Annotated in this window: 23 protein-coding genes; 12 read left to right on the top strand and 11 right to left on the bottom strand. The window is 74.0% G+C overall.

What is annotated here, in order from left to right; translation table 11 throughout:
- Nucleotides 1-42 precede the first annotated feature (42 nt).
- The 3 genes from DTL70_RS25500 to DTL70_RS25490 are packed head-to-tail and all read right to left on the bottom strand — an operon-like array spanning nucleotide 43 to nucleotide 3,251.
- A complete protein-coding gene (locus DTL70_RS25500; protein WP_245979730.1) occupies nucleotides 43-1,929 on the bottom strand; it encodes a hypothetical protein in 1,887 nt (628 codons plus the stop codon).
- Complete coding sequence (locus DTL70_RS25495; protein WP_114024350.1) at nucleotides 1,926-2,192, bottom strand: MoaD/ThiS family protein; 267 nt, start codon at nucleotides 2,190-2,192, stop codon at nucleotides 1,926-1,928. The genes DTL70_RS25500 and DTL70_RS25495 overlap by 4 nt, the downstream gene beginning before the upstream one ends.
- Before the next feature lie 12 nt (nucleotides 2,193-2,204).
- Nucleotides 2,205-3,251, bottom strand: a complete 1,047-nt coding sequence (locus tag DTL70_RS25490) for an alpha/beta hydrolase family protein (protein ID WP_245979737.1) — start codon at nucleotides 3,249-3,251, stop codon at nucleotides 2,205-2,207.
- 416 nt (nucleotides 3,252-3,667) lie between these two features.
- On the opposite strand from DTL70_RS25490, the gene DTL70_RS25485 reads away from it, so the two are divergent.
- From DTL70_RS25485 to DTL70_RS25450, 8 genes are all read left to right on the top strand, one after another.
- Nucleotides 3,668-4,456: a response regulator transcription factor gene (locus DTL70_RS25485; protein ID WP_114024348.1), complete on the top strand. Its 789-nt coding sequence runs from the start codon at nucleotides 3,668-3,670 to the stop codon at nucleotides 4,454-4,456.
- A gap of 182 nt (nucleotides 4,457-4,638) precedes the next feature.
- Nucleotides 4,639-5,682 (top strand): LacI family DNA-binding transcriptional regulator, encoded by a 1,044-nt coding sequence (locus tag DTL70_RS25480; protein ID WP_114024347.1) that lies wholly within the window; start codon nucleotides 4,639-4,641, stop codon nucleotides 5,680-5,682.
- Between the two features lie 178 nt (nucleotides 5,683-5,860).
- On the top strand, nucleotides 5,861-6,964 hold the full coding sequence (locus tag DTL70_RS25475) for a S1C family serine protease (protein WP_114024396.1): 1,104 nt from the start codon (nucleotides 5,861-5,863) through the stop codon (nucleotides 6,962-6,964).
- Nucleotides 6,965-7,131: 167 nt separating this feature from the next.
- The gene (locus DTL70_RS25470) at nucleotides 7,132-7,914 is read left to right on the top strand and encodes a response regulator transcription factor (RefSeq protein WP_245979729.1); all 783 of its coding nucleotides are present in this window, start codon (nucleotides 7,132-7,134) and stop codon (nucleotides 7,912-7,914) included.
- A 134-nt stretch (nucleotides 7,915-8,048) separates the two neighbouring features.
- The gene (locus DTL70_RS25465) at nucleotides 8,049-9,539 is read left to right on the top strand and encodes a HAMP domain-containing sensor histidine kinase (RefSeq protein WP_245979735.1); all 1,491 of its coding nucleotides are present in this window, start codon (nucleotides 8,049-8,051) and stop codon (nucleotides 9,537-9,539) included.
- Between the two features lie 10 nt (nucleotides 9,540-9,549).
- Nucleotides 9,550-10,449, top strand: coding sequence for a mycothiol synthase (gene mshD, locus DTL70_RS25460; RefSeq protein ID WP_114024346.1), 900 nt, complete (start codon nucleotides 9,550-9,552; stop codon nucleotides 10,447-10,449).
- Between the two features lie 194 nt (nucleotides 10,450-10,643).
- Nucleotides 10,644-12,854 carry an RNA degradosome polyphosphate kinase gene (locus DTL70_RS25455; protein ID WP_245979727.1) on the top strand — a complete coding sequence of 737 codons (2,211 nt, stop codon included), beginning with the start codon at nucleotides 10,644-10,646 and terminating at the stop codon, nucleotides 12,852-12,854.
- 127 nt (nucleotides 12,855-12,981) lie between these two features.
- Nucleotides 12,982-14,154 (top strand): CHAD domain-containing protein, encoded by a 1,173-nt coding sequence (locus DTL70_RS25450; RefSeq protein WP_245979726.1) that lies wholly within the window; start codon nucleotides 12,982-12,984, stop codon nucleotides 14,152-14,154.
- Between the two features lie 134 nt (nucleotides 14,155-14,288).
- Here the strand turns inward: DTL70_RS25450 and DTL70_RS33300 are convergent, their stop codons facing one another.
- Nucleotides 14,289-15,128, bottom strand: coding sequence for a class I SAM-dependent methyltransferase (locus DTL70_RS33300; RefSeq protein ID WP_147266818.1), 840 nt, complete (start codon nucleotides 15,126-15,128; stop codon nucleotides 14,289-14,291).
- Between the two features lie 154 nt (nucleotides 15,129-15,282).
- Between DTL70_RS33300 and mshA the strand changes: the two genes are divergently transcribed.
- Both mshA and DTL70_RS25430 read left to right on the top strand, forming a co-directional pair.
- Entirely contained in the window at nucleotides 15,283-16,653 is a 1,371-nt protein-coding gene (gene mshA / locus DTL70_RS25435) for a D-inositol-3-phosphate glycosyltransferase (protein WP_114024341.1), read from the top strand.
- A complete protein-coding gene (locus DTL70_RS25430) occupies nucleotides 16,646-17,149 on the top strand; it encodes a type III secretion system chaperone family protein (protein ID WP_114024340.1) in 504 nt (167 codons plus the stop codon). Before mshA ends, DTL70_RS25430 begins: the two co-directional genes overlap by 8 nt.
- Before the next feature lie 15 nt (nucleotides 17,150-17,164).
- Here DTL70_RS25430 and DTL70_RS25425 read toward each other — a convergent pair whose 3' ends face one another.
- The 7 genes from DTL70_RS25425 to DTL70_RS25390 form a co-directional block, all read right to left on the bottom strand.
- Nucleotides 17,165-17,623 carry a hypothetical protein gene (locus DTL70_RS25425; protein ID WP_147266817.1) on the bottom strand — a complete coding sequence of 153 codons (459 nt, stop codon included), beginning with the start codon at nucleotides 17,621-17,623 and terminating at the stop codon, nucleotides 17,165-17,167.
- A complete protein-coding gene (locus DTL70_RS25420; protein ID WP_147266816.1) occupies nucleotides 17,620-18,837 on the bottom strand; it encodes a DUF6973 domain-containing protein in 1,218 nt (405 codons plus the stop codon). The genes DTL70_RS25425 and DTL70_RS25420 overlap by 4 nt, the downstream gene beginning before the upstream one ends.
- Nucleotides 18,838-18,890: 53 nt before the next feature.
- Nucleotides 18,891-19,409 (bottom strand): hypothetical protein, encoded by a 519-nt coding sequence (locus DTL70_RS25415; protein WP_114024337.1) that lies wholly within the window; start codon nucleotides 19,407-19,409, stop codon nucleotides 18,891-18,893.
- Between the two features lie 811 nt (nucleotides 19,410-20,220).
- Entirely contained in the window at nucleotides 20,221-20,487 is a 267-nt protein-coding gene (locus DTL70_RS25405; protein ID WP_114024335.1) for a DUF4235 domain-containing protein, read from the bottom strand.
- A gap of 1 nt (nucleotide 20,488) precedes the next feature.
- Complete coding sequence (locus tag DTL70_RS25400) at nucleotides 20,489-20,827, bottom strand: DUF3618 domain-containing protein (protein ID WP_114024334.1); 339 nt, start codon at nucleotides 20,825-20,827, stop codon at nucleotides 20,489-20,491.
- Nucleotides 20,824-21,249, bottom strand: coding sequence for a phage holin family protein (locus tag DTL70_RS25395; protein ID WP_114024394.1), 426 nt, complete (start codon nucleotides 21,247-21,249; stop codon nucleotides 20,824-20,826). The genes DTL70_RS25400 and DTL70_RS25395 overlap by 4 nt, the downstream gene beginning before the upstream one ends.
- Before the next feature lie 391 nt (nucleotides 21,250-21,640).
- A complete protein-coding gene (locus tag DTL70_RS25390; protein ID WP_181861082.1) occupies nucleotides 21,641-22,936 on the bottom strand; it encodes an MDR family MFS transporter in 1,296 nt (431 codons plus the stop codon).
- Between the two features lie 109 nt (nucleotides 22,937-23,045).
- Here DTL70_RS25390 and DTL70_RS35000 point away from each other — a divergent pair, with 109 nt between their 5' ends.
- Both DTL70_RS35000 and DTL70_RS25380 read left to right on the top strand, forming a co-directional pair.
- Entirely contained in the window at nucleotides 23,046-23,471 is a 426-nt protein-coding gene (locus DTL70_RS35000; RefSeq protein ID WP_425470408.1) for an alpha/beta fold hydrolase, read from the top strand.
- Between the two features lie 96 nt (nucleotides 23,472-23,567).
- Complete coding sequence (locus DTL70_RS25380; RefSeq protein ID WP_114024332.1) at nucleotides 23,568-24,425, top strand: 3-hydroxybutyrate dehydrogenase; 858 nt, start codon at nucleotides 23,568-23,570, stop codon at nucleotides 24,423-24,425.
- Nucleotides 24,426-24,435 lie beyond the last annotated feature (10 nt).

Here is a 24,435-nt window from a genome sequence, read left to right as displayed (position 1 = left end):
AACGGGAGGTTCCGGGGTGTGACCGGCGCTGCGGGGCCCGGCTCACAGCAGCGTGCGGCCCAGCAGGTACAGGGCGGGGGTGGCCAGCGTGAGGGGCAGCGCCACGCCCGCTGTCATGTGGACGAAGCGGGACGGCCAGTCGTAACTGGCCACCCGCAGCCCCACCAGCGCGCACACGCCCGCGCCCAGGCCGAGCAGCGCGGCTGTGACCGGTTCCACGCCGTCCAGCTGGGACAGTGTGGAAAGTGCCGCCGCCACACCTGCGGCGGCGGCCGACGCGAGGAGGACGGAGGCGGGCCACGGCAGCGGTACGGCGCGCAGCAGCGCGGCTCCCGCGACGGCGGCGGCGCCCACCGTGACCGCCTCCGGCTCTGTGGGGATCAACCCGGCGGCCAGCACCGTCAGCCCTGTCGCGGCGAACCCCATGGTGACCGCGTACAGACGTTCGTCCGGGCTGGAGTTGTTGCGCAACTGCAGCACGAGGGAGAGCAGACACCACACCCCGGCGGCCGCGAGCAGCACCGCGGGCGCGTTCCCCGAGCCGCCGTCCGGGTGGCGTCCCAGACCGTCGGTGACCAGCAGCCCGACGTCGGCGGTCAGCCCCGCCACGAACGCGAGCGCGATGCCCTGCCGGGCGGGCCACATTCCGTTGAGCCGGTACCAGCCCGCGGCCGTCACCGCCTGGAGCAGCACCACGGCGCCGGCCAGCGCACCGTGCCCCAGCGGTGCCGCGGCCGCCAGCAGCGCCGCCAGCACCGTGGTGACCGCCGCGGGACGGAAGCCCGGCGCGATGATCGGCGACCCGGTACGCGGCCGCGCCCCGCGCGGGCCCCGCGCCGGGTCCGCGGCGCCTGCGGCGGCCTCGGCGGACCGCGCCTGCCCGGTGCGGTCCTGCTCCGCCTGCGGGGGAGGCCACCCCGGCTGCCCGTGCGGCGGCCGGCCGAACGGCTGCGGTTGCGGCTGGGCGTAGGGCTGCTGTTGGGCGTGCGGCTGTGGCTGGGGCTGCGCGTACGGCTGGGGCTGCGCTGCGGCGGGCTGCGGTGGGGGCATCGGCTGTGACGGGTCGTGGTGCTCCGGTGGAAGAGGTCCCGCGGCGCCGGTGGCGGAGAGAGCGGGGGCGGACTGTCGGCCCGCGTACGGATCGGGAAGCGGCTGGTGCGCGCCCTGCCCCGTCGGGTCCTGGGCCCCAGGCGCGGGCGGATTCGCGTCCGGGAGGGGGCCGGGGGCGCCGGCCGAGGCGGCCGCGGGCCCGGCCTGGCGGCGCGCCACGGCCTGGCCCGGTGCCTGCGGAGGCGAGCCGTCGGGCGCGGGAGGCCGGGAGTCCGGCCCGTCGACGATGCGGGGCAGCTGGAAGGTGGCGTCCGCGCCGCGGGGCAGCGGCTGCGCGGGCGGTGGCGTCTCGTCGGGGAGCGGCTCGGGCTCGGTGATCCGGGTCACCTCGTACGTCGGCTCGAACGACTGCTGCGCCCAGGCCTGCGGGGTCCCGTAAGGGGAGCCCCAGGCGCCGTGGGCGCGCGGATCACCGCCGTACGCCGGATACGTGTCCTGCGGCGGCATCGGCTGCTGCCACGGCTGCTCCGACTGCCACGGCTGTTCGGCCCGGCCCTGTTGCCAGTGCTGCTCGTGCTGCTCGTACCGCTGCTGGTGCTGCTGAGGGCCGTATGACGGGTCGTACTGCCGGGACGGGCCGTACTGCGGGTACGGGTCGTCCTGCGGGTACGGGTCGTACTGCTGAGCGTGCCGCCCCTGCTCAGGCTGCTGCTGTCCGGGCTGCTGGTGCCAGGCGCCCTGCCACGGCTGCTGCGGCTGTTGGGGCTGCGGCTGCTCCGGGTACGCGTACTGCTGTTGCGGTGGCAGCGGCTGGGCGGCCTCGGGGTGGGGCGCCGGTGCGTCGGGCGGCTCGCCGTACGGGGTCCGGTCCTCGCTCATCGGGCGCCTCCCGCGAACGGGGGGAGCACCTCGACCGTGCCGCCCTCACTCAGGCCGACCGTCTCGTGGGCGCGGGCGCCCACGGCGCCGCCGTCGACCAGGAAGGAGCAGCGCAGCAGTACGCGCGCGAAATCGGGCCGCTCCGCGTGGAGCTCGCGGGCGCGCCGCAGCGCGTCGGCGAGCGTGCCGGCCTCGTACGGCTCCTCAGCCGTGCCTGCCGCGGCCTTCGCCGCCGCCCAGTAGCGGATCGTGCCGCTGGCCATGGTGGGTCCCTCTCAGCCGTCCGTACCCTCGGTGCGGTCCGCGCCGCCGGTGGCGCCGGGCTCCGGGGGTCTCCCGGTGCCCTGGGTGCGCCGTGTGCCTGCCGCGCTCTCGCGGCTCCCATGATGGGGCCTGGCGGCGGCCGCGTGTATCCGGGTGGCCGTCCAGGCGCCGATACGGTGCAGCAGCGCGGGCTCCGCGGAGTTCTCGGCGTGTCCGAACCCCGCCTCGATCCACAGCTCACACGCCTCCGGGTCCGCGGCCTCGGCGAGGGAGAGCGGGTGGTCGAGGGGGAAGTAGGGGTCCTGGTCGCCGTGGACGAGGAGCAGGGGGACGGGCGCGATCAGCTCGGCGGCGGCCACGGGCGAGAGCGGCACGGGGTTCCAGTCGCGGTGGTGGACGCGGGTGCGGAGCCCGTAGCGGGCGACGAGGCGGCCGAGCGGGTGCTGGATCGCCCAGTGGAGCCGCCGCATGGGGGCTGTGCCCCGGTAGTACCAGCGGGCGGGGGCGCTCACGGCGACCACCGCGTCGGCGTGCGCGTCGGCGGGCTCCGCCTCTCCGCCGTCGCCCCGCCCGCTGCCGTCGCTCTCGCGCGCGACCGTGCGCCCCCTGTGCTTCACGGGATCAGGGGTTGACGGTGTGTAGCCGTCGGGGGCGCCGGGCCGGTAGAGGGCGCCGTGGCGCAGGACGACCGAGCCGCCCATCGAGAAGCCGATCGTGGCCACCCGGCGGTGCCCGAGGGAGCGTGCCCAGGCGACGGCGGCGGCCAGGTCCAGTACCTCGCGGTCGCCGACCGTCGAGTGTCCGCCGGAGCGTCCGTGGCCGCGGAAGGAGAAGGTGACCACCGCGGCGTGCCGGGAGAAGGCCGTGGCCGCGCGGCGCAGCGCGGGCTTGTCGAGGGCGCCGGTGAAGCCGTGCGCGAGCACGAGCGCGCCGGGCCCCGCCTCGCCGTCCGCCGGGCGCGCCGCTGTCCCGGAGTCCTCGCCGGGGCGGGGGGCGGCGTACGGGGTGTACGCGGCTTCGATCCGGACGCCGTCCGCCGCGCGCAACTCCGTGCACATCGGTCCCATGGGGCTACTCTCCGTGAGGTGTTGCCGGGGAGGGCGAGAGATGTCACATGCCGCTCCGTCCTTCATGCGGGTATTGTGCTGGGCAAGCAGGACTCGGGCAGCGTCGCCCCCGGGTCCTTTTGTGCTTTCTGGGGGCCGGGGCCGTGGTCAGGCCGCGGTCCAGCCCTCGGGCAGTGCCGTACGAAGCAGTGCCGACACATTCCCCCGGGCACAGCAGCCCGGGTGGCGTCCGGTGTACCGGGCGCCAGGAGGGAACTCGACGTCATGGGCAAGCGAACCGTGCAGAACCGAGACCGGGACCGAGGCCGTTCGAAAGCACACCATCCGCGCTGGGACCCACCCCACCTCTTCTCTCCCCCGCACCCCTCCCCCCGCAGGGCCGGCTCGCCGGAGGAGGGCGGGCGCGCATGAGCTCCCTTCTTCTCCTCACCAACGCGCTCCAACCGTCCTGTGAGGTGCTGCCCGCGCTGGGGCTGCTCCTGCACAACGTGCGGGTCGCGCCCGCCGAGGGGCCCGCGCTGGTGGACGCGCCGTCCGCCGACGCGATCCTCGTCGACGGGCGCCGCGACCTGCCGCAGGTGCGGTCCCTGTGCCAGCTGCTGCGCTCGACAGGCCCCGGCTGCCCGCTGCTGCTGATTGTGACGGAGGGCGGGCTCGCCGCCGTCACGGCCGAGTGGGGCGTCGACGACGTCCTGCTGGAATCGGCGGGGCCCGCCGAGGTGGAGGCCAGGCTGCGGCTGGCCACGGGCCGGCAGCAGGCCACCGCGGACGACAGCCCGATGGAGATCCGCAACGGCGACCTGTCGGTGGACGAGGCCACCTACAGCGCCAAGCTCAAGGGGCGGGTCCTGGACCTCACGTTCAAGGAGTTCGAGCTGCTGAAGTTCCTCGCGCAGCATCCGGGACGCGTCTTCACCCGTGCCCAGCTGTTGCAGGAGGTGTGGGGCTACGACTACTTCGGCGGTACCCGCACCGTCGACGTGCACGTGCGGCGGCTCCGCGCCAAGCTGGGGCCCGAGCACGAGGCCCTCATCGGGACCGTCCGCAACGTCGGCTACCGCTTCGTCTCCCCGGACAAGCCCGACAAGGCGGGCAAGGGCGGGCAGGCGGAGAAGCCGGCCGGCTCCGTGGCGGACGAGGCGGAGCGCGTGACGCGTGAGGCCGCCTCCTCGGCCCGCCGCGGCGAGCAGCCCTGAGCCCTTTCCGCTGAGAGCCCTTCCCAGAGGCCCTTTTCTCCAGGCCTCCCTCCACCGGGCTCCTTACCCCGGACCCTTCCACCGGGCCGTTTTCCCGCCGCCTGTCCCCGCCCCGCGGGGCGGGGACAGGCGGCGGGAAAAGGACGGTGGCCGGACAGGTGGACCCGCGTAGACTCTGCGGCGTGGCCAAGGTGACGCGTGACGACGTGGCGAGAGTGGCGGGAACCTCGACGGCCGTCGTCAGCTATGTGATCAACAACGGTCCCCGGCCGGTCGCCCCGGCCACGCGGGAGCGGGTGCTCGCCGCGATCAAGGAGCTGGGGTACCGGCCCGACCGCGTGGCGCAGGCGATGGCGTCCCGCCGTACGGACCTGATAGGGCTGGTCGTCCCGGACGCCCGCCAGCCCTTCTTCGCGGAGATGTCGCACGCCGTCGAACGTGCCGCTGCCGAGCGCGGGAAGATGGTCCTGGTCGGCAACTCCGACTACCTCGACGAGCGCGAGGTCCACTATCTGCGCGCCTTCCTCGGCATGCGGGTCTCCGGCCTCATCCTCATCAGCGCCGGCCCCAGCGAGCACGCCGCGGCGGAGATCGACGCGTGGGACGCGCGCGTCGTGTTGATGCACCGGCGGCCCGAGGCCATCGACGACGTGGCCGTCGTCCTCGACGACGTGGGCGGCGCCCAACTGGCCACCCGCCACCTGCTCGAACACGGCCACGAACACGTGGCCTGCCTCGGCGGGGTGGAGGAGACGCCCAAGCACGGCGACCCGGTCACCGACCACATCGTCGGCTGGGAGCGGGCCATGCGGGAGGCGGGCAAGTCCGTCGAGGGCCGCCTCTACCAGGCGCCCTACAACCGGTACGACACCTACCGCCTCGCGCTCGACCTGCTCAGGCGCCCCGACCGTCCCACCGCGCTGTTCTGCGCCACGGACGACCAGGCCATCGGCGTGCTGCGGGCCGCACGCGAGCTGGACATCGACGTGCCGGGACAGCTGGCGGTCACCGGGTTCGACGACGTGAAGGAGGCGGCCCTGACGGATCCGCCGCTGACCACGGTCGGCTCGGACCGCAAGGCGATGGCGAGCGCCGCGGTGGATCTGGTGCTGGACGACTCGGTGCGGATTCCGGGCACGCGCGCCGCGGGGGTTCCCGGCGGGAAGGGGCGGATGCGGCAGTTCCCGTCCGGGCTGGTGATCCGCCGCTCCTGCGGGTGCGGCTAGTTCTTCCTGCGGCTCTTGCTCCGGTAAGAGGGTGCCCCTGTTCGAAGCGTGCGGTCTGCGGGTTGTTGGTGGCTTGGCGCGCCGTTCCCCGCGCCCCTTCGGGGCTCGGCGGGGAGAACTTCGGGGTTTTTCAGGGGCTCCTCAGATGGCTTTCATGTTGCGGGGCGACGCTCGTGCCATGGAGAACTTCGCGAGGAACACCCAGCCGGGTACGGGGCAGCAGAGTTCGGGGCAGCAGGCGCGGCAGGACTCGGGGCAGCAGGGCGCGGGCGCGCCGTGGGCGGACACCGCCACCTTCGGGGCCGTGCCCCCGCCGCCCGCCGAACCGCCCGCCGCGCACCCGCACGCGAAGCCTCGGCGGATGCGGCGGCCCGCCGCGCTGCTGACGGCGGTGGCCGTGGGGGCGGCCGTGATCGGCGGGGGCACCGCCTTCGGGATGCAGGAACTGCTCGGCGGCCGCGGTGCGCCGAGCGCCTCCGCGCCCGCCGCCGACGGCACCAACGCCGCGGCCCAGGGCACGGTCTCCGACGTGGTGCGGAGCGTGAAGGACAGCGTGGTGGAGATCAAGGCGAACTCCGGTTCGGGCCAGTCCACGGGATCCGGCGTGATCATCACCGAGGACGGCCAGATCGTCACCAACAACCACGTCGTGGCGGGGGCCGACAGCGTCAAGGTGACGTTCAGCGACGGCAAGACGGCACAGGCCGACGTCGTGGGCACCGACCCCGACAAGGACCTCGCCCTGATCAAGGCGGACGGGCGTGACGGTCTCAAGCCGGCGCCGCTCGGCGACTCGGACGACGTCGGCGTCGGCGACCAGGTCGTCGCCATCGGCTCGCCCCAGGGCCTGTCCAACACGGTGACCAGCGGCATCGTCTCCGCCAAGAACCGCGAGGTGAAGGTCCCCAAGACGGACGGCGACCAGGGGCAGCTCCCGGGCCAGGGCGGTGGCGGCGGGCTCGACGGCGAGTGGCCGTTCGAGTTCGACGGCGGCGAGTACAACGGCGGCGTCCAGGGCGAGACGACGACCTACAAGGCCCTCCAGACCGACGCCTCCCTCAACCCGGGCAACTCAGGAGGCCCCCTGTTCACCATGTCCGGGCAGGTCGTCGGCATCAACTCGGCGATCCTTCCGGCAGGCTCGGGACAGGGCCAGGGCCAGGGGCAGGCGTCGCAGTCCGGCGCGGGCAGCGTCGGCCTCGGCTTCGCGATCCCCGTCAACGACCTGAAGCAGGACCTGGGCACTCTGCGGAACGGCGGGGACAGCGGGGGCGGCGCGTGACGGTGCCGGTTTCCCGGCGGGCACCGCGCACGCCCTCGGTGGCTCCCGTGGCTCCGGCCGCTCCCGATGGCCCGGCCAGTCCCGGCGCCCCGGCCTCGCCCGACGTTCCGGGTGGTCCTGGCGTTCCGGCGGGTGCGGGGAGGGGGGACGGTGCCAAGCTGGGGGCCATGCCCTCCGACACCCCCTCCACCCCACCCGCCGCGTCCCCGGCCCCGGCCTCGGGCCCCGCCCCGGCGGCCGAGGAGCCGACCGTCCTCGTCGTCGACGACGAGCCCGCCGTCCGGGACGCGCTGCGCCGCAGCCTGAGCTTCGAGGGGTACACGACCGTGCTGGCCTCCGACGGCGCCGAGGCGCTCGACCAGGTGGCCGCGCACCGCCCCGACCTCGTCGTGCTCGACGTCCTGATGCCGCGGATGGACGGGCTGACCGCGGCGCGCCGGCTGCGCGCCACCGGGCAGCGCGTGCCGATCCTCATGCTGACCGCCCGCGACACCGTCGGCGACCGCGTCTCGGGGCTGGACGCGGGCGCCGACGACTACCTCGTCAAACCCTTCGAGCTCGACGAACTCCTCGCCCGCGTCCGCGCGCTGCTGCGCCGCAGCTCCTACGCGCGCGAGCAGGCGCACGCCGACGCCACGCAGGAGCCGGAGACGCTCTCCTTCGCCGACCTGCGCATGGACCTGCGCACCCGCGAGGTGACACGCGGCGGGCGGCCCGTCGAGCTGACCCGCACCGAGTACACGCTGCTGGAGATGTTCCTGGCCCACCCGCGCCAGGTCCTCACCCGCGAACAGATCCTCAAGGCCGTCTGGGGCTTCGACTTCGAGCCGTCCTCCAACTCGCTCGACGTGTACGTGATGTACCTGCGGCGCAAGACCGAGGCGGGCGGCGAGCCCCGGCTGGTGCACACGGTGCGCGGTGTCGGCTACGTCCTGCGGGACGACACGTGACCCACGGCGCCCCCGGCACGCCGCCGCACACCGCTCCCACCCCGGGCCCTCCTCCGCATCCGAGTCCGAGCCCGGGGCCGAGCCCGCGGAGGGTCTGGTTCCGGCTGCGGCGCGAGGGCGCGCGCGCCGTCTCCATGCCGCTGCGCGGGCGCCTGGCGATGCTGGCCGCGGCGACGGTCGCGCTCGCCGTCGCCGCCTGCGCGACCACCTGCTGGTTCCTGGTGAGGGCCCAGCTGCTCAGCTCCCTCGACGACTCGCTGCGCGACAACTCCGTCGCGCCCAGCGCCGTCGTCGACCGCGTCCGCTCCGGCCAGTGCACCCCGCCCGACCAGCCGGCGCCCAACCCCTTCGGCGCCACCGTGCAGGTCGTCGACACCTCCGGCGGCAGCTGCGTGATCGTCGGCCGCAAACTCGATGTGACCACCGCCGACGTCGGTGTCGCCGAGCGCGACCGCAGCCAGTCCCTGCACACCGCGCGCGCTTCCAACGGCACCGAGTACCGGGTGCGCACCACCCAGGTGCCCGGCACGGGGCTCGCCGTCTCGCTGGCCCGGCCCCTGACCGAGATCGACGAGTCGCTGCGCCAGCTCGCGCTCATCCTCGCCCTGGTCGGCGGCGCCGGCGTCCTGGGCGCCGCGGGCGCCGGAGTCGCCCTCGCCCGCGCCGGACTGCGCCCCGTCGACCGGCTCACCGGTGCGGTCGAACACATCGCCCGCACCGAGGACCTGGCCGTGCGCATCCCCGCCGAGGGCGACGACGAGATCGCCCGCCTCTCCCGCTCCTTCAACGCGATGACCGAGGCCCTGGCCAGCTCCCGCGAACTCCAGCAGCAGCTTATCGCCGACGCGGGGCACGAGCTGCGCACCCCGCTCACCTCGCTGCGCACCAACATCGACCTGCTGGTCCGCAGTGAGGAGACCGGGCGCGCACTGCCCGAGGACGACCGCAGGGAACTGCTGGCCTCTGTGCAGGCGCAGATGACCGAACTCGGCGCGCTCATCGGCGACCTGCAAGAGCTCTCCCGCCCGCACGGAACGTTCGCCGCAGGCGCAGGCGCAGGCGCAGGCGCAGGCGCAGGCGCAGGCCCGGGCACCGGTACGGGCCCGGGCACCGGTACGGCCGCCGGGAGCGTGCCGGGCGAGCCCGGCGACCCGGCGCACAGCGGCATCGTCGGACTGCACGAGATCGTCGAACGCGCCGTCGACCGGGTGCGCCCGCGCGGACCGCGGCTCACCCTGACGACCGCGCTGGAGCCCTGGTACGTGCGCGGCGAGCCCGCCGCACTGGAGCGGTCCGTGGTCAACCTGCTGGACAACGCGATCAAGTTCAGCCCCGAGGGCGGCACCGTGCGCACCGCGCTGCACGGCGGAACACTGACGGTGCGCGACCACGGGCCCGGCGTGCCCACCGAGGACCTCCCGCACGTCTTCGACCGCTTCTGGCGCTCCCCCTCGGCGCGCAGCCTGCCGGGCTCGGGCCTTGGCCTGTCCATCGTCGCCCGCACGGTCGCGCAGAGCGGCGGGCAGGTGTGGCTGCGGCGGCCCGAGGACGGCGGGCCCGGCACCGAGGCGGTGCTCCGGCTGCCCGGGGCGCCCACGGCACCCCCCAGAGCCCCTTCGCCGTAGGGTCGGTCCCATGAGTGACGTGGAAGTTGTGGACGAGGTACCCGCAGGCGTCGTACCCGAGGTCCAGGCGCTGATCGAGGAGGCCGCGCGGCAGGACGGCCAGGCCGCCGTGTCCGAACAGGGCCGCATCCACCTGCGCGGCGGCCCCCGCGAGGCGGTCCGCCACCTGCTGCTGCGCACCGGCGACGGCACCCTGGCCGGGTACGCGCAACTCGAGGACACCGACCCCGTGGAGGCGCCCGCCGCCGAACTCGTCGTCGCCCCGGCAGCGCGCGGGAACGGCCACGGCAGGCGGCTCGGCCAGGCCCTGCTGGAGATGTCAGGGCGGCGGCTGCGCCTGTGGGCGCACGGCGGGCACCCCGCCGCCCGCCATCTCGCCCAGAGCCTCGGCCTCACCCTCTTCCGCGAACTGCGGCAGCTGCGGCGGCCGCTGGCCGGCTGGGACCAGCCCGAGCCCACACTCCCCGAAGGGGTCACCGTCAGGACCTTCAGGGCCGGCGAGGACGACGCGGACTGGCTGGCGCTCAACGCCGCCGCTTTCGCCCACCACCCCGAGCAGGGCGGACTCACCCAGCGCGACCTCGACGACCGCAAGGCGGAGGAGTGGTTCGACCCCGCGGGCTTCTTCCTCGCCGAACGCGGCGGACGCCTGATCGCCTTCCACTGGACCAAGGTGCACGCGGCGGAGGGTCTCGGCGAGGTGTACGTACTCGGCGTCGCCCCCGGCGAACAGGGCGGCGGCCTCGGCAAGGCCCTCACCACCATCGGTCTCCGCCACCTCGCGCGGGACCGGGGACTGCCGACGGCCATGCTGTACGTCGACGCCGACAACGTGGCCGCCGTCAGGGTCTACGAGGCCCTCGGCTTCAGCACCTACGAGACCGACCTGATGTACCGCACCGAAACGTAGGAGCCGCCTGCGGCCGTCCCCGCGTCCCGGCCGCCCCAGCGCGGCCGGGGAGGGGCGCCGGCAGGCGCGGCGAACTCCGGGGCAACCAGGGTCACCCCGGGTTGCCATGTGGGCGTAACCAGCGATTCAAACTCGCTTGCGAGGCTCGCGAAATGCCCCGCCTCATCCTCGTGAAGAGCATCGACAATGGCGGTATGACCCAGCAACCGCACCGCCCCAGCAATGTTCCCGGCGCGGGCCCCGACCTGGGCCTTGACCCGGACATCGACTCGGATGTCGACAGTTTCGAGGACGGCGGCGGCCACCCGGCGCACACCGCCGCAGACCTGCCCGCCGACCGGTTCCTGGACCGCGAACGCAGCTGGCTCGCGTTCAACGAGCGGGTGCTCGAACTGGCGGAGGACCCGCGTACCCCGCTGCTCGAACGGGCGAACTTCCTGGCGATCTTCGCGAGCAACCTCGACGAGTTCTTCATGGTGCGGGTCGCGGGGCTCAAGCGGCGGATAGCGACGGGCGTGGCGACGCGCAGCGCTTCGGGGCTCCAGCCGCGCGAGGTGCTGGAGGGGATCTGGAGCCGGTCCCGCGAACTGATGGCACGGCACGCCGCGTGCTACCAGCAGGACGTGGCGCCGGCGCTGGCGCAGGAGGGGCTGCACCTGATCCGCTGGGCCGCGTTGACGGAGAAGGAACAGGCGCGGCTGTTTCGCATGTTCCGGCAGCAGATCTACCCGGTGCTCACGCCGCTGGCGGTGGACCCCGCGCACCCCTTCCCCTACATCTCGGGTCTGTCGCTGAACCTGGCGGTGGTCGTCCGCAACCCCGTCAGCGGGCACCACCACTTCGCGCGGGTGAAGGTTCCGCCGCTGCTGCCGCGGTTCCTGGAGGCCTCCCCGCACCGTTACGTGCCGCTCGAAGACGTCATCGCCGCCCACCTGGAGGAACTCTTCCCCGGCATGGAGGTGCTGGGCCACCACATGTTCCGGGTGACGCGGAACGAGGACCTGGAGGTGGAGGAGGACGACGCGGAGAACCTCCTCCAGGCGCTGGAGAAGGAGCTGATGCGGCGCCGCTTCGGCCCCCCGGTCCGGCTGGAGGTCGAGGAGTCCATCGACCCGTACGTGCTGGATCTGCTGGTGCGGGAGCTGAAGGTCGGCGAGGCGGAGGTGTATCCGCTGCCGGGCCCGCTGGACCTCACGGGGCTCTCGGGCATCGCCTCGGCCATGGACCGGCCCGAGCTCAAGTACCCGAAGTTCGTGGCGGGAACGCACCGGGCCCTGGCGGAGGTGGAGTCGGCGTCGCCCCCCGACATCTTCGCCGCGCTGCGCGAACGCGACGTGCTGCTGCACCACCCCTACGACTCGTTCTCCACCTCCGTGCAGGCGTTCCTGGAGCAGGCCGCGGCCGACCCGGGCGTACTGGCCATCAAGCAGACCCTGTACCGCACCTCGGGCGACTCGCCGATCGTGGACGCGCTGATCGACGCGGCCGAGTCGGGCAAGCAGGTGCTGGTCCTCGTGGAGCTCAAGGCCCGCTTCGACGAGCAGGCCAACATCAAGTGGGCGCGGAAGCTGGAAGAGGCGGGATGCCATGTCGTCTACGGCCTGGTGGGGCTCAAGACGCACTGCAAGCTGTCGCTGGTGGTGCGGCAGGAGGACGAGGTGCTGCGCCGGTACGCGCACGTCGGCACCGGCAACTACCACCCCAAGACGGCGCGGCTGTACGAGGACCTCGGCCTGCTGACCGCGGACCAGCAGGTGGGCGCCGACCTGTCGGACCTGTTCAACCGGCTCTCGGGCTACTCGCGGCGCGAGACCTACCGGCGGCTGCTGGTCGCCCCGCACTCGGTGCGGGAGGGGCTGGTCTCCCGCATCAAGAAGGAGGTCACCCACCACAGAGCCGGGCGCGAGGCGTATGTACGGATCAAGGTCAACTCCATCGTGGACGAGGCGGTGTGCGACGCGCTCTACCGCGCCTCCATGGCGGGCGTGCCGGTGGACGTGTGGGTGCGAGGCATCTGCGCGCTGCGCCCCGGGGTGCCGGGCCTCAGCGACAACATCCGCGTGCGCAGTGTGCTGGGCCGGTTCCTGGAGCACTCCCGCGTCTTCAGCTTCGCGCAGGGCGGCGATCCCGAGGTGTGGCTGGGCAGCGCGGACATGATGCACCGCAACCTGGACCGGCGCATCGAGGCGCTGGTGCGGGTGACCGACCCCACCCACCGGACGTCCTTGAACCGGCTGCTGACCACGGGCATGGCGGACACGACCGCGTCGTGGCACCTGGGGCCCGACGGGGTGTGGACGCGCCACGCGCAGGCGGCCGACGGGGAAGGGCAGCCGCTGCCGAACGTGCAGGAGCTGCTGATCGAGGGGCGGCGGCGCAAGCGCGGCCCGACGGTGGCGACATGAGCGCCGGCCTCGGCCGGCACTCGCACGGCGCGAGCACGCGGCGAACGTGCGAGCCGGGGCGTCCGTGCGAGCCGGGGCGTCCGTGCGAGGCGGGGAAGGGGTCGTGATGGTCGGACGGAGCCGGGACATGGTGGTCGAGCCCGTGGCCGGTACGCGGGACGCGGAGGAGGAAGGGCCGGTCCCTGCGGCGGTGACGGGCAGCGCCGCCGACGTGCTCGGAGGCTATCTGCACGGGCGCGCGGCGGAGTTCCTGCGCGCACTGCGCGCGCACGCCCGGGGAGCGGGCGGAGCGGGGGGTTCCGGCGGCGGTACGGGCCACGACGGCGCAGCCGGCCCGGAGCGGGACGGTACGGCGCAGGCTGTGGACGGCCTGCGGGCGGCGGCGCGCCGGCTGGGCGGCACGCTGCTCACCTACCGTCCGCTGCTCGACGCGGCGTGGGCCGACAGCCTGACCACCGAACTGGGCTGGCTGGCGGGCACGCTGGGCCGCGAGCACGCGTACGCGGCGCGACTGGAGCGGCTGCTGGGCGCGCTGCACCGGCTGGCGGGCCCCTCCTCGCCGGTGCAGGACCCCGAGGGGCCGGACGCCGGGGACCGGTCTACCGGGCCTCCCGCGCGGGCGGGGGACCGGGCCGGGGCGGCGGCGCGGGCGAAGAGCGCGCTGCCGGTGGGTGCGGCCCGCGCGGGCGCGCTGTTGGACAGGCAGCTGACCCTGGCCAGGACGCGCGCCCACTCGGCGGCGCTCCAGGCGCTGGGCTCGGCCCGCTTCCACGCTGTCGCGGACGCGGTGGCGCTGCTGGCGTCGGAGGCCCCGTTCCGCGCGGACGAGGCGCGGATCGGCCTGCCCGCCCCGGCGGTTCTCGAACCGCTGGCCGAGCAGGCGCGGCGGCAGCTGGCCGACGCCGTCGCCGTGCTCCCGCTCTCCCGTGCGGGCGCGCCGTACAACGCGGACGGGCTCGCGCGGTCGCTGGCCACCGAGGCCCGGCAGGACGCCGCGTGGGACCAGGTGCGGGTGCTGCTGCGGCTGTGCCGGTACGCCCAGGAGGTGCTGGAGCCCCGGGGCGAGCCGGACGCGCGGACGCGGTCCGCAGGACAGGCGCTGGAGCGGCACCGGCAGGCGGCTGCCGCCGCGGCGGCAGCCGCCTCGGCCGCGGCGACTCCGCGCATCGCTCCGGCCACGGCCTACGCGCTCGGTGTGCTGCACGCCGATCAGCGCCACGAGGTCGAGGCCGCCCGCTTCGCCTTCGGCCACCACTGGACCCCCGGCCTGCTGACATCCCCCGGCCCTGACCCCCTGTAGCGCGCGCCTCCTCGGCCCGCCCGGCGCCACCCGGCGGCGGCACGAGAGCGGCGGTCCCTCCGCGAGCGTGGCGGTCGGCTCGGCGCGGCCGCACCGTGTGGCGGTCAGTTCGACGCGGCCGCACCGTGTGGCGGTCAGTTCGACGCGGTCGCACCGCGTGGCGCGAGCGCGTGCCAGTGCACGGTCAGCTCGCCCTGGCGCCGGCGGCGGGGGTCGTCGGCCAGCGGCCAGTCGGCACTCAGCGCCTGGGCGGCGCGTATCCAGCGTTGGCGGGCGCCGAGTGCGCCGTAGGGGGAGGCGGCGGCCCAGGCGCGGTCGAAGTCGCGCAGGAACGCGTGCACGGGTTCGCCGGGCACGTTGCGGTGGATGAGCGCTTTGGGGAGGCGTTCGGCCAGGTCGGAAGGCGCGTCGAGGGTGGCGAGGCGGGCTGCGAAGGTCACCGTGCGGGGCCCTTCGGGGCCGAGCGCGACCCACACGTGGCGGCGGCCGATCTCGTCGCAGGTGCCTTCGACCAGCAGGCCGTCCGGCGCGAGCCGTGCGCACAGCCGCGCCCAGGCGGGCGCCACGTCCGCCTCCGGGTACTGGCGGAGCACGTTCGCGGCGCGGATCAGGCTCAGGCCGCGGCTCCCGCCGCGGGTGACGCCGCCGACGGGCAGCTCGAAGCCGCCCCGGACGAACGCCAGCCCGTCGCGCTCGTACGGGCGTGCGGCCGCGACCCGCTCGGGGTCGATCTCGACGCCGTAGACGTGCACGTCCTTACGGACCGTCCGCAGCCGCTCCAACAGCTCGACGGCGGTCCAGGGCGCCGCCCCGTATCCCAGGTCGACGGCGGTGGGGTGGAGGAGGGAGCGGCGCAGTGCCGGGCCGTGCGCGGCGGCGATCCAGCGGTCCATCCGGCGTAGCCGGTTCGGGTTCGTCGTCCCGCGCGTGACCGTGCCGACGGGGCGGGACGGTGCGGCGGGACGTGCGGGCATGGCACGAGCATACGAGGGGCCGCGCCGGGCGCCTTCGGTCACGATTCGGCAAAGTGGGAAGAGGAGGCAACCTTTCCGCTGTTCTCCGTCGAGGGCCCGCGACACCCGGCTCCGCACCGTGAGCACATCCGCACCCGGAGGAGGCATCGGCACCGTGAGCCATTACGTGTCCCGGCTCGGTCAGCGGCGCGGCAGTCACCCGTCCCGGACACACCAGCCCAGGAGCGCGCTGCTCAGGCTGTCCGGGGCCGCCCGCCGTGTCCGCAGGGTGGCCATGCTCAGCGTCCACACCTCCCCGCTGCACCAGCCGGGCACCGGCGACGCGGGCGGCATGAACGTCTACATCGTGGAGCTCGCCCGGCAGCTGGCGGCGCAGGGCACCGAGGTGGAGATCTTCACGCGGGCGACGACAGGCGCGCTCGAACCCACCGTCGAGCTGGTCCCCGGTGTGCTGGTCCGGCACATCGACGCGGGGCCCTACGAGGGGCTGTCCAAGGAGGAGCTGCCCGCGCAGCTGTGCGCCTTCACGCACGGCGTGATGCAGGTGTGGGCGGGGCACAGGGCCGGCTACTACGACCTGGTGCACTCCCACTACTGGCTCTCCGGGCACGTCGGCTGGCTGGCGGCGCAGCGCTGGGGCGTGCCCCTGGTGCACGCCATGCACACGATGGCCAAGGTCAAGAACGCCGCCCTCGCCGCAGGCGACACCCCGGAGCCGGCCGCCCGCGTCATCGGGGAGACCCAGATCGTGCGCGCCGCCGACCGCCTCATTGCCAACACGGCGGAAGAGGCGGGCGAGTTGATGCACCACTACGAGGCGCCGGCGGAGCGCACCGCCGTCGTCCACCCCGGCGTCAATCTCGACCGCTTCCGCCCCTCCGGCGCCCGCAGCGCGGCGCGGGCCCGCCTCGGGCTGCCTCCCGACGCCTTCATCCCCCTGTTCGCCGGGCGCATACAGCCCCTCAAGGCCCCCGACGTGCTGCTGCGCGCCGCCGCCCTGCTGGTGGACGAGGACCCCTCGCTGCGCGGCCGCATGATCGTCCCCGTCGTGGGCGGGCCCAGCGGCAGCGGCCTGGCCAAGCCCGAGGGGCTGCAGAAACTGGCGGCCCGCCTCGGCATCGCCGACCTGGTGCACTTCCGCCCGCCGGTGGGCCAGGAACAGCTCGCCGACTGGTACCGGGCCGCGTCCGTGCTGGTGATGCCGTCCTACAGCGAGTCCTTCGGTCTCGTCGCCGCCGAGGCGCAGGCCTGCGGCACGCCCGTGGTGGCCGCCGCCGTGGGCGGGCTGCCCGTCGTCGTACGGGACGGCGACAGCGGTTTCCTCGTCGAAGGGCACGAGCCCGCCGGCTACGCACGGGCCCTGCGCCGCTTCCTCGACGACCCCGCGCTGACCGACCGGCTCGGTGACGCCGCGGCCGCCCACGCCCAGAACTTCGGCTGGGGCGCGGCGGCCGAGGCGACCGCCGAGGTGTACGCCGCCGCGTCGCAGGAGCGGCGCCGTCGCCTACGATCGCCGCATGGGTGAGGTTGCTGCCGCCGCCAGGGCGACGATCGAGCGGACGCTGACGGACGCCGAGCTGGAGTGGGAGAACCCGGCGGAGGGCACCTACGTCGTCACGCTCCCCGGCACCCGCAAACTCCAGACCACCTGTTCGCTGGCCGTCGGCGCCCACTCCCTGTCGGTCAACGCCTTCGTGGTCCGCAACCCCGACGAGAACCACGCGGCGGTCCACCGGTGGCTGCTGGAGCGCAACACCAGGCTCTACGGCGTTGCCTACGCCGTCGACAGCCACGGCGACATCTACCTCGCGGGACGGCTGCCGCTGGCCTCCGTCACCCCCGACGAGGTCGACCGTCTCCTCGGCAGCGTCCTGGAGAACGCCGACGGTTCGTTCAACACGCTGCTGGAGATGGGCTTCGCCACCGCCATCAAGAAGGAGTACGCGTGGCGTACGGCGCGCGGCGAGTCGACCCGCAACCTGGACGCGTTCACGCACCTGACGCGGAAGCCGGAGCGGTAGCCTGGCGCCCGCCTGCTACCGCTCCGACAGCGCCAGCAGGGACCTGGGGGCGCGGGCCGTGAGCACCACCCCTGCGCCCCAGGTGTGCCTGCCGTCGACGGCCAACAGGTCCGGGATCACCGAGACGGCCTTGGAGAGCTTGCCGTTGTACTCGAACACCAACAGGTTGCCCGCGTCGTAGTACCGCTTGCCGTCGAGCACCGGCTCGCCCACCGCCCGCTCGACTTCCTCGGCCGTCGCCCCCTCGAAGAAGACGTGCACCTTCTCCCAGTTGAAGACCGTCAGGTCCGCGAGCTTCGCGGTGCCGCCCTCCCGGCTCAGCTTCCGCAGCTTCTTTGACAACCCCTCGTCATAGGCCACCCCGGTCTTGCCGACGGCGGACTCGTACGACTCGCTCACCTTTTCCCCCGCATCCGCGCACCCGGCACACAGCAGCAACACCGCGGCACCCGCGGCGACCACGCCCCGCCTCAACTTCCGCTCCCCGCTCCACTGCGCTCGCCACTGCCCGAGCCGCCGCTGTCCGTGTAACCGGAGACCTGGTCCTTCTCGGCCTCGGGCGCTCCCAGCGTCGGGTCACCTGTCCCGTCGGGGCCCACCTGGTCGCTGAAGGCCAGCCTGCCCCCGCCCTTGGGTATGACGACCATGTCACCGCCCCGTACGGCCTTCTCGACGAGGTCGGCCAGTTCCTCCTCGGACGCGTCGGGGTGCGCCTGGGCGATCCGCCTGCCGACCTCGTTGTTGTACAGGTCCATCGCCTCCCGCTCGGCGGGGTTCCCGGGGCGGGCCTCGTGAGCGATGGTGTACTTCTCCGTCCACTCGGCGCCGTACTTCTTCGTCATCAGCGCGTTCCAGTAGGAGTGGCGGAACGCGTCGTTGTGGTCGTCGTTCCGGTCGTCGCTGGAGAACCGGGCGTCGGCGGTGTCGAACGCGTTCTCCTTGATGCCGTTGAAGGCGGGCAGGCCGGCCAGCCCCAGCTCGTCGAGCATGTCCGCCTCCGTCTCCGTCACGGTGACGGTGCTGAAGAGAGCGGCCCGCAGAATCCAGTTGCGGGGGTATCCGACGATGCCGCCGGGGTCGGGGCCCACCTGATAGTCCTTGAGGATGCGGTCGAGGTCCTCCCGCGTCCCCGGGGGCGTGTAGTCGACCTTGCGGGGGTTGAAGCCGTTCATGCCTGCCGCGCGGCTGCCCGGCGGCGCGACGGCGGCCATCAGCGCCTTCTTGATCGCGGCGTCCGCCTCGTTGACGGCCTCGACGGCCGCCTCGACGGCCGTCTGCCAGTCAGCGACCTTGTCGTCCAGGGCCGACGCGAACGTGGGATCGTGGCCCCTCGCCAGCCGCTCCCCCTCGTTGAGCTTCGTGGTGTCGAGCGTGACGCGGCCGCTGCCGTCCACGCTCATCTTGTCGTCCTCCGCCTCCGCCACCCGCTTGCCGAGGGCCTTCTTCCGCGCCACCAGGTCCTCGTACGCCTCGGTCAGCAGAGTGGCGATGCCCTCGGCCTGGCTCTTGGCGTTGCCGAACTCGCCCGAGGACACCGTGGCGACCTCGTCGAACGTCACCTTCGCGACCCCCGCCCACTGGCTGTGCGCCAAGTGGCCGCGCACATGGGTGTTGTAGTCGCGACGCAGCTCACCGAAGCGTTTGCTCATGCGTTTCCACGCGGCGGCGACGTCATCCAGTTCGGTCATGTCGGCGGACATGATGTCGCGGAAAGAGAGCCTCATCGCGTGCGACCGCCCGTCTACCGGAGCGGCCGCAGGCCGGTGGGCCGGCCGCCCGGCAGGTCGGTGAGCAGCGGACCCTGGCCGCCGAGAAGGGCGTTGCGCACCAGGCCGTCACGCGTCTGGAAGAGCACCTTCGCACCGTGCAGCGCGTCCCGCTCCCCCTGCAAGCGCTGTTCGAGGTTGCGCACCTGCTTGCTCCACTCGCCCAGCACGTGCTCGACACCCTCCCAGGCCTGCCACAGCTGCATCGTGCCGCCGGTCTGTGCACGTTCGCCGCCGAGCGTTCCGGGCGCCGGTTCCCGCGGCGGCTCCCCGCCCATCGTGCCCGCGCCCCGCAGGTGCGGCAGCAACTGCTCCTCGACGTACTTCGCCGCGGCCTTCTTCGCCGCGGGGTCGGTGGCCACCCGGTCGGCACCGCCGGGCCCCGTACCGCCGCCACCGCCGGCGTGCGCAGCCGAGTTGAGCCGCGTGTGCGCGTCCCGCCGGGCCTGGCCCTGCGCTATCAGCGCGTCCCACTCTGCCTTGAACGTTTCCACCCGTGCCCCTCAGTTCCGCCGTTCGTGGCGCGAGTCGCCATGATAGGCCGCGCGGCGGCGGTGTCATCGGCCGCAGGCCGACGGTGTCATCGGCCGTGCGCAGGCGGCTCCTTCGGCCCTGACGGGCGGACACGTCGAAACAGGCGCGAGGAGCCGTGAACTTTTGCGGCGGGTGCCGCATCACACCTGAGGGACGGGCTGGTACGGCTCGTGGCCCGCGGGAGGCGGGCGGGACGACGGCCGGCCGGCGAGCAGCAGTGACGAGGCAGGTGAGAGCAGTGGGCGAGGCACAAGGCGAGGGTGCGGAGCGGAGTTGGCGTGACCGTCGGGGCGGCGGTGCCGCAGGCGAGGGGAGCGAAAGGCCCGGTGGGGGCCGTCGTTCCGTGGCCGCGGCGAGGGACGTGCTCTCCGCCCTCGCGCTCGTTGTGGGAGTCGTGCTGGGGATCGGTTCGTGGCGCGGGTACCTCGCGCGGAGCGGGGCGCCCGAGGGCGGCGAGGCGGGGCCCGACCAGGGGCTGCCCCTGGTCGGGCCCCGGCACGCGAGCGAGTCGACGCCCGCGGCCGGCACGCCTGCGCACTGTTCCGGTGCCGGGCGTCCGGCCGGTGTACGGCAGCGGGCGGCGGCCCCCGGCCGGAGCGCGGTATCCGTGTGACGGGCTTCCGTGCGACGGGGCCGGGGCGGTGACCTGCCCGACCGGCCCGTCGAGGGAAGCGGTTGACACGGCTGTCCGCCGCCTGCTTACGAGGCGGCGGACAGCCGCGTGAAGCGGCCCTCTTGCCCTGGTCAGGCAAGAGGGCTCAGCAAGGGGACTCAGTTGGGCCAGGTGCCGGTCAGGCGGTGGACGGTGGTGGCGCCACTGCGGTCCACCGCTGCCTTCACGGCGGCGAAGATGGCACCCTGCAGGGCGGCCGCGAGGAGGATCTCCCGCCAGCCGCGGTCCTGGTCGGTGGCGCCGGGGGCGTCCTCGTCGTGGCCCGTGACCTTCCAGATCCGTTTGAACAGCGCGCCGGACATGGCGCCGCTGGCGGCACCGAGCGCCATGCCGACCGGCTTGTAGGCGATCTTTGCCGTGTTCATCTCAGTGCCTCCTGCTGCGGACGGCGAGGAGCACCGCGAGCACGGCCACGCCTGCGACGAGTGGCGCTCCGCCGCCCGCACGGGTCATCTCGGCCGCCTGGTGGGCCTTGTCCCGCACCGGCTGGGGGGTCCGGTGCTGAATCCTGTCCCCCATCGTGTGGGCCTTCTCGGTCGCCTGGCCCTTGAGCTGCGTGGCCTTCTGCCGCGCCTGCGCACGCACGTCGGCGCGGGCGGCCAGCGCCTCGACGGTCTCGCCGAGTTCCCTGCGGGTTTCCTCCACCTGGGCGCGCAGCTCGTCGGGGGTCGGCTTGGCGCCGTGGCTGTGGGAGTTGCCGGTCATCGGTGCGACCTTTCCTTGATCTCGGTCACGTCGGCCTTCATGCTCTCGACGGCCCGTTCGGGCGTGGCCGGGGTGGCCTTGCTGATCTGCTGCTTGCCCACGAGGGCGAGCACGCCCGCCAGCACCAGCAGGGCGCCGGTCACGACGAGCGCGGCCAGCCACAGGGGCCAGACCAGGTTCAGCGCGACGATGCCGGTGGCGGTGCCGGCCAGCAGGGCGACGAAGCCGAACAGGGCTGCTCCGCCGAACATGCCGCCACCGAGGCCGAAGCGTTTGCCCTTCTGCTGCATCTCCGCCTGTGCGAGGTGCATCTCCTGGCGGGCGAGGTCGGAGATCTGTGCCGAGGCCTGTTTGACCAGTTCACCGACGGATTCCTCGGAGGTCTTCTTCCGGTGGCCGTCCTGGCGGACGTCCTGCGCCATGTCCTGCGGGGCCTCAGGGCGCACGTCCTGACTCAGGTCCTGGTCGGCCGGGGGCTTCAGGGTCGTACTCATGGGTCCTCACCGCCTTTCGCAGCTCGGCCGGGTGCGAGCGGCGCCCAGCGCGGGCATCACCGTCCCCCGGCGTACCCAGGTGGGGGACGCCTATGCGAGGGGCACCACGGCCGTGCGCGGCGGCCTCGCCGAGCGGGGCGCGCACGTCGCCCCATGCCATGCGGCGGATCGCCGCCCCGTCCCCGCTCCCCTCCGCGGTGCCGGTCGGGGAGTAACCGGCCAAGGTGGTGACGAGCCGGCGGCCGGTGCGTGGCGCGCGGGGCCATGAGGCGGGGATCGGGCGGACCTGCGGGAGCCTCACGTACACCGCACAGGCTCCCTATGCGACGGGTGCCGTCCCCGGCTCGGCCGCCGGGTCGGCGGCGGCCACCGGCTCGTCGGGTCCGGCGTCGCGCAGGCTGCGCAGCAGCAGTCCGTAGCCGGCTGCGGTGAGGGTGCCGACGACGGCGCTGGCCGCCCACAGGGTGTCGGAGCCGAAGCGGTCGATGACGGTTCCGCCCAGCAGTGGGGCGCTCAAGGAGGCCACGGACCAGGAGAGCGTGTACATGCCCTGGTAGCGGCCTCGCCCGTGGGCGGGGGAGAGACGCACGACCAGGCCCATCTGGGTGGGCGAGTTGATCATTTCGCCGACTGTCCACACCGCTACGGCCACCGCGTAGAACGCCGCGGATCCGGCGAACGCGTTCAGTCCGAAGCCGTACCCGGTCAGCAGCGCTGAGACGATCAGCAGTCTGGCGGGGTCGCGGTGCTCGATGAAGCGGGTGAGGGGGAGTTGGAGTGCGACGATGAGGACGCCGTTGAGGGCGATGACGGTGCCGAAGTCGGTGCTGGTCAGGCCGTGTTCGCCCATGGAGATGGGCAGGGAGACGAAGGCCTGCTGGATGAGGGTGGCGAGCAGCAGGTTGAGCGCGACGACGGCCATGAAGCGCTTGTCCCGCACCACCGTGGCCATGGAGACGGCGGCGGCCTCGCGCCCGTCCGCGGAGTGCGCGGGTGCGGGCGGCGCCTCGGGCCGGGACTCGGGCAGTTTCGCGAAGACGACGACGGCCGTGACCAGCACCATCGCCGCCTCGCCGAGGAACAGCAGGTGGTAGCTGTACTGGGCGATGAGTCCCGCGCTGGTGGAGGAGACGGCGAAGCCCAGGTTGATCGCCCAGTAGTTGAGGCTGAACGCCCTCACCCTGTCCTCGGGGGCGACGATGTCGGCCATCATCGCCTGCACGGCGGGGCGGGAGGCGTTGGAGGCCATGCCGACGAGTCCGGCGACGGCCGCGATCGCGACCGGGTGGGTCACCAGGCTGAGCGAGGCGACGGAGGCGGCCGTCGCCACCTGGGCGGCCAGCATGGTCGGCCGCCGTCCCAGCCGGTCGGTGAGTACACCGGCGCCGAGGGAGGAGAGGACACCGCCGAGCCCGTAGAGCGCGCCGACGAGTCCCGCGTACGAGGCGGAGAAGCCGCGTTCGGCGGTCAGGTAGAGGGCGAGGAAGGTCGCCACGAAGGCGCCGAGCCGGTTGACGAGCGTGCTGGTCCACAGCCACCAGAACTGGCGGGGGAGCCCGCCGACGCTCTCGGCGGCAGCCTGTTTCAGCCCTCGGACAGACACCTTCGCGCCCATGACCGCTCCCCCTTGCCTCACGCTCGCCGCACGCGACGGCCCGCGACGACGCTCCGCGCCGATGTAAGTGTCTCAGCGCGTAGCGCACGTTACTCACAGGCGTGGTGAGGTGACCAGTGAATTACCGGAAGCGGTCAATCGACGCCGTGCGGAGGGGCTCACCTGTCGGAGGTCAGCCCCCAGCCGCGCCCAGCCCCTCGGGCGCGCCGTCCTCCCCGGTGCCTCGCTCTACGCCCCCGACCTGCGCGGACGCGCCGCGAGCGCCGACCTGCCCGGTCCTTACGGGCTCGCCGCGCACGTCGCCGACGTCCTGGCGCTGCTCGACCACCTCGGACAGCGGCGCGCCGTGCTGATCGGCCACTCCATGGGCGGCTTCGTCGCCGCGCTCGCCGCCGCCCGGCACCCCTCCCGGGTGGCCGGCACGGTGCTGGTGGACGGCGGGCTGCCCTTCCCGGGCACGGGCGCGGCCGGGGGAGAGGGGGGAACCGGGGAAGTCGGCGTCGCGGCCGAGGTGAGCCGCCGGGCAGTGGCCTGACGCGGTGGAAGCGTACCCGCGGCACACAGGAGGCCCGCGAAGAATGGGCGCGGGTCACATCCGTGCGGGCCGGGGCCCGCGCCTAGGCTGGCCCCCATGACGCCCCAGCCCGAGCCCCCGCAGGCCGAGCCCCGGCAGGCCGCCTCCCCGCAGTCCGCCTCCCGCGCCGTCGCCCTGGACCTGACCGGTCGTACCGCCCTGGTCACGGGCGCGGCCGGCGGTATCGGCCGGGCGTGCGCACTGCGGCTGGCGGCGGCCGGGGCCCGGATCCGGGCCCTGGACGTGGACCCCGAGGGGCTCACGGCACTCGCCGAGGAGGTGGCACGGACGGCCGGCCCCTCGGCCGCGGCCGTCGAGGCCCACCCGCTCGACCTGACGCAGGACGCCGGACTGGACGCCGCCGAACGCGCGGCCGACGGCGCCGACGTGCTCGTCAACGCGGCGGGCACGCAACTCGTGCGGCCCCTCGAACAGTTCCCGCCCGAGGCGTTCCGCACGATGCTCACCCTCATGCTGGAGGCCCCGTTCCGCACCACGCGCGGCGCGCTGCCGGGCATGTACGCGCGGGGCTTCGGCCGGATCGTGCACATCTCCTCGGTCCACGGGCTGCGCGCCTCGGCGTACAAGTCGGCGTACGTGGCGGCCAAGCACGGACTCGAAGGGCTGTCGAAGACGACGGCGCTGGAGGCGGCCGAACACGGGGTGACCTCCAACTGCGTCAACCCCGCCTACGTGCGCACCCCGTTGGTGGAGCGGCAGATCGCCGACCAGGCGGAGGCGCACGGCATTCCGCCGGAGCGCGTCGTCACCGACGTCCTGCTCGCCGACTCGGCGCTCAAGCGGCTGCTGGAGGTGGAGGAGGTCGCCGAGGCCGTCGCCTACCTGTGCACTCCGGCCGCCTCCTTCCTCACGGGGTCGTCCCTGCCCCTCGACGGCGCCTGGACCGCGCACTGACCCTGTGCCC

The organism is Streptomyces diacarni, assembly GCF_003323715.1.
In the GTDB taxonomy this organism is placed as follows: domain Bacteria; phylum Actinomycetota; class Actinomycetes; order Streptomycetales; family Streptomycetaceae; genus Streptomyces; species Streptomyces diacarni.
The sequence above is the reverse complement of the archived record's forward strand: the minus strand, read 5'-3'. Positions and strand labels throughout refer to the sequence as shown.

Excerpts from the sequence above, each read along its gene's own strand:
- DTL70_RS25500 (WP_245979730.1), bottom strand. The coding sequence starts at position 1,929 with ATGAGCGAGGACCGGACCCCGTACGGCGAGCCGCCCGACGCACCGGCG.
- DTL70_RS25495 (WP_114024350.1), bottom strand. The coding sequence starts at position 2,192 with ATGGCCAGCGGCACGATCCGCTACTGGGCGGCGGCGAAGGCCGCGGCA.
- DTL70_RS25490 (WP_245979737.1), bottom strand. The coding sequence starts at position 3,251 with ATGTGCACGGAGTTGCGCGCGGCGGACGGCGTCCGGATCGAAGCCGCG.
- DTL70_RS25485 (WP_114024348.1), top strand. The coding sequence starts at position 3,668 with ATGAGCTCCCTTCTTCTCCTCACCAACGCGCTCCAACCGTCCTGTGAG.
- DTL70_RS25475 (WP_114024396.1), top strand. The coding sequence starts at position 5,861 with ATGGAGAACTTCGCGAGGAACACCCAGCCGGGTACGGGGCAGCAGAGT.
- DTL70_RS25470 (WP_245979729.1), top strand. The coding sequence starts at position 7,132 with ATGCCCTCCGACACCCCCTCCACCCCACCCGCCGCGTCCCCGGCCCCG.
- DTL70_RS25465 (WP_245979735.1), top strand. The coding sequence starts at position 8,049 with ATGCCGCTGCGCGGGCGCCTGGCGATGCTGGCCGCGGCGACGGTCGCG.
- mshD (WP_114024346.1), top strand. The coding sequence starts at position 9,550 with ATGAGTGACGTGGAAGTTGTGGACGAGGTACCCGCAGGCGTCGTACCC.
- DTL70_RS25455 (WP_245979727.1), top strand. The coding sequence starts at position 10,644 with ATGACCCAGCAACCGCACCGCCCCAGCAATGTTCCCGGCGCGGGCCCC.
- DTL70_RS25450 (WP_245979726.1), top strand. The coding sequence starts at position 12,982 with ATGGTGGTCGAGCCCGTGGCCGGTACGCGGGACGCGGAGGAGGAAGGG.
- DTL70_RS33300 (WP_147266818.1), bottom strand. The coding sequence starts at position 15,128 with ATGCCCGCACGTCCCGCCGCACCGTCCCGCCCCGTCGGCACGGTCACG.
- DTL70_RS25430 (WP_114024340.1), top strand. The coding sequence starts at position 16,646 with ATGGGTGAGGTTGCTGCCGCCGCCAGGGCGACGATCGAGCGGACGCTG.
- DTL70_RS25420 (WP_147266816.1), bottom strand. The coding sequence starts at position 18,837 with ATGACCGAACTGGATGACGTCGCCGCCGCGTGGAAACGCATGAGCAAA.
- DTL70_RS25405 (WP_114024335.1), bottom strand. The coding sequence starts at position 20,487 with ATGAACACGGCAAAGATCGCCTACAAGCCGGTCGGCATGGCGCTCGGT.
- DTL70_RS25400 (WP_114024334.1), bottom strand. The coding sequence starts at position 20,827 with ATGACCGGCAACTCCCACAGCCACGGCGCCAAGCCGACCCCCGACGAG.
- DTL70_RS25395 (WP_114024394.1), bottom strand. The coding sequence starts at position 21,249 with ATGGCGCAGGACGTCCGCCAGGACGGCCACCGGAAGAAGACCTCCGAG.
- DTL70_RS25390 (WP_181861082.1), bottom strand. The coding sequence starts at position 22,936 with ATGGGCGCGAAGGTGTCTGTCCGAGGGCTGAAACAGGCTGCCGCCGAG.
- DTL70_RS25380 (WP_114024332.1), top strand. The coding sequence starts at position 23,568 with ATGACGCCCCAGCCCGAGCCCCCGCAGGCCGAGCCCCGGCAGGCCGCC.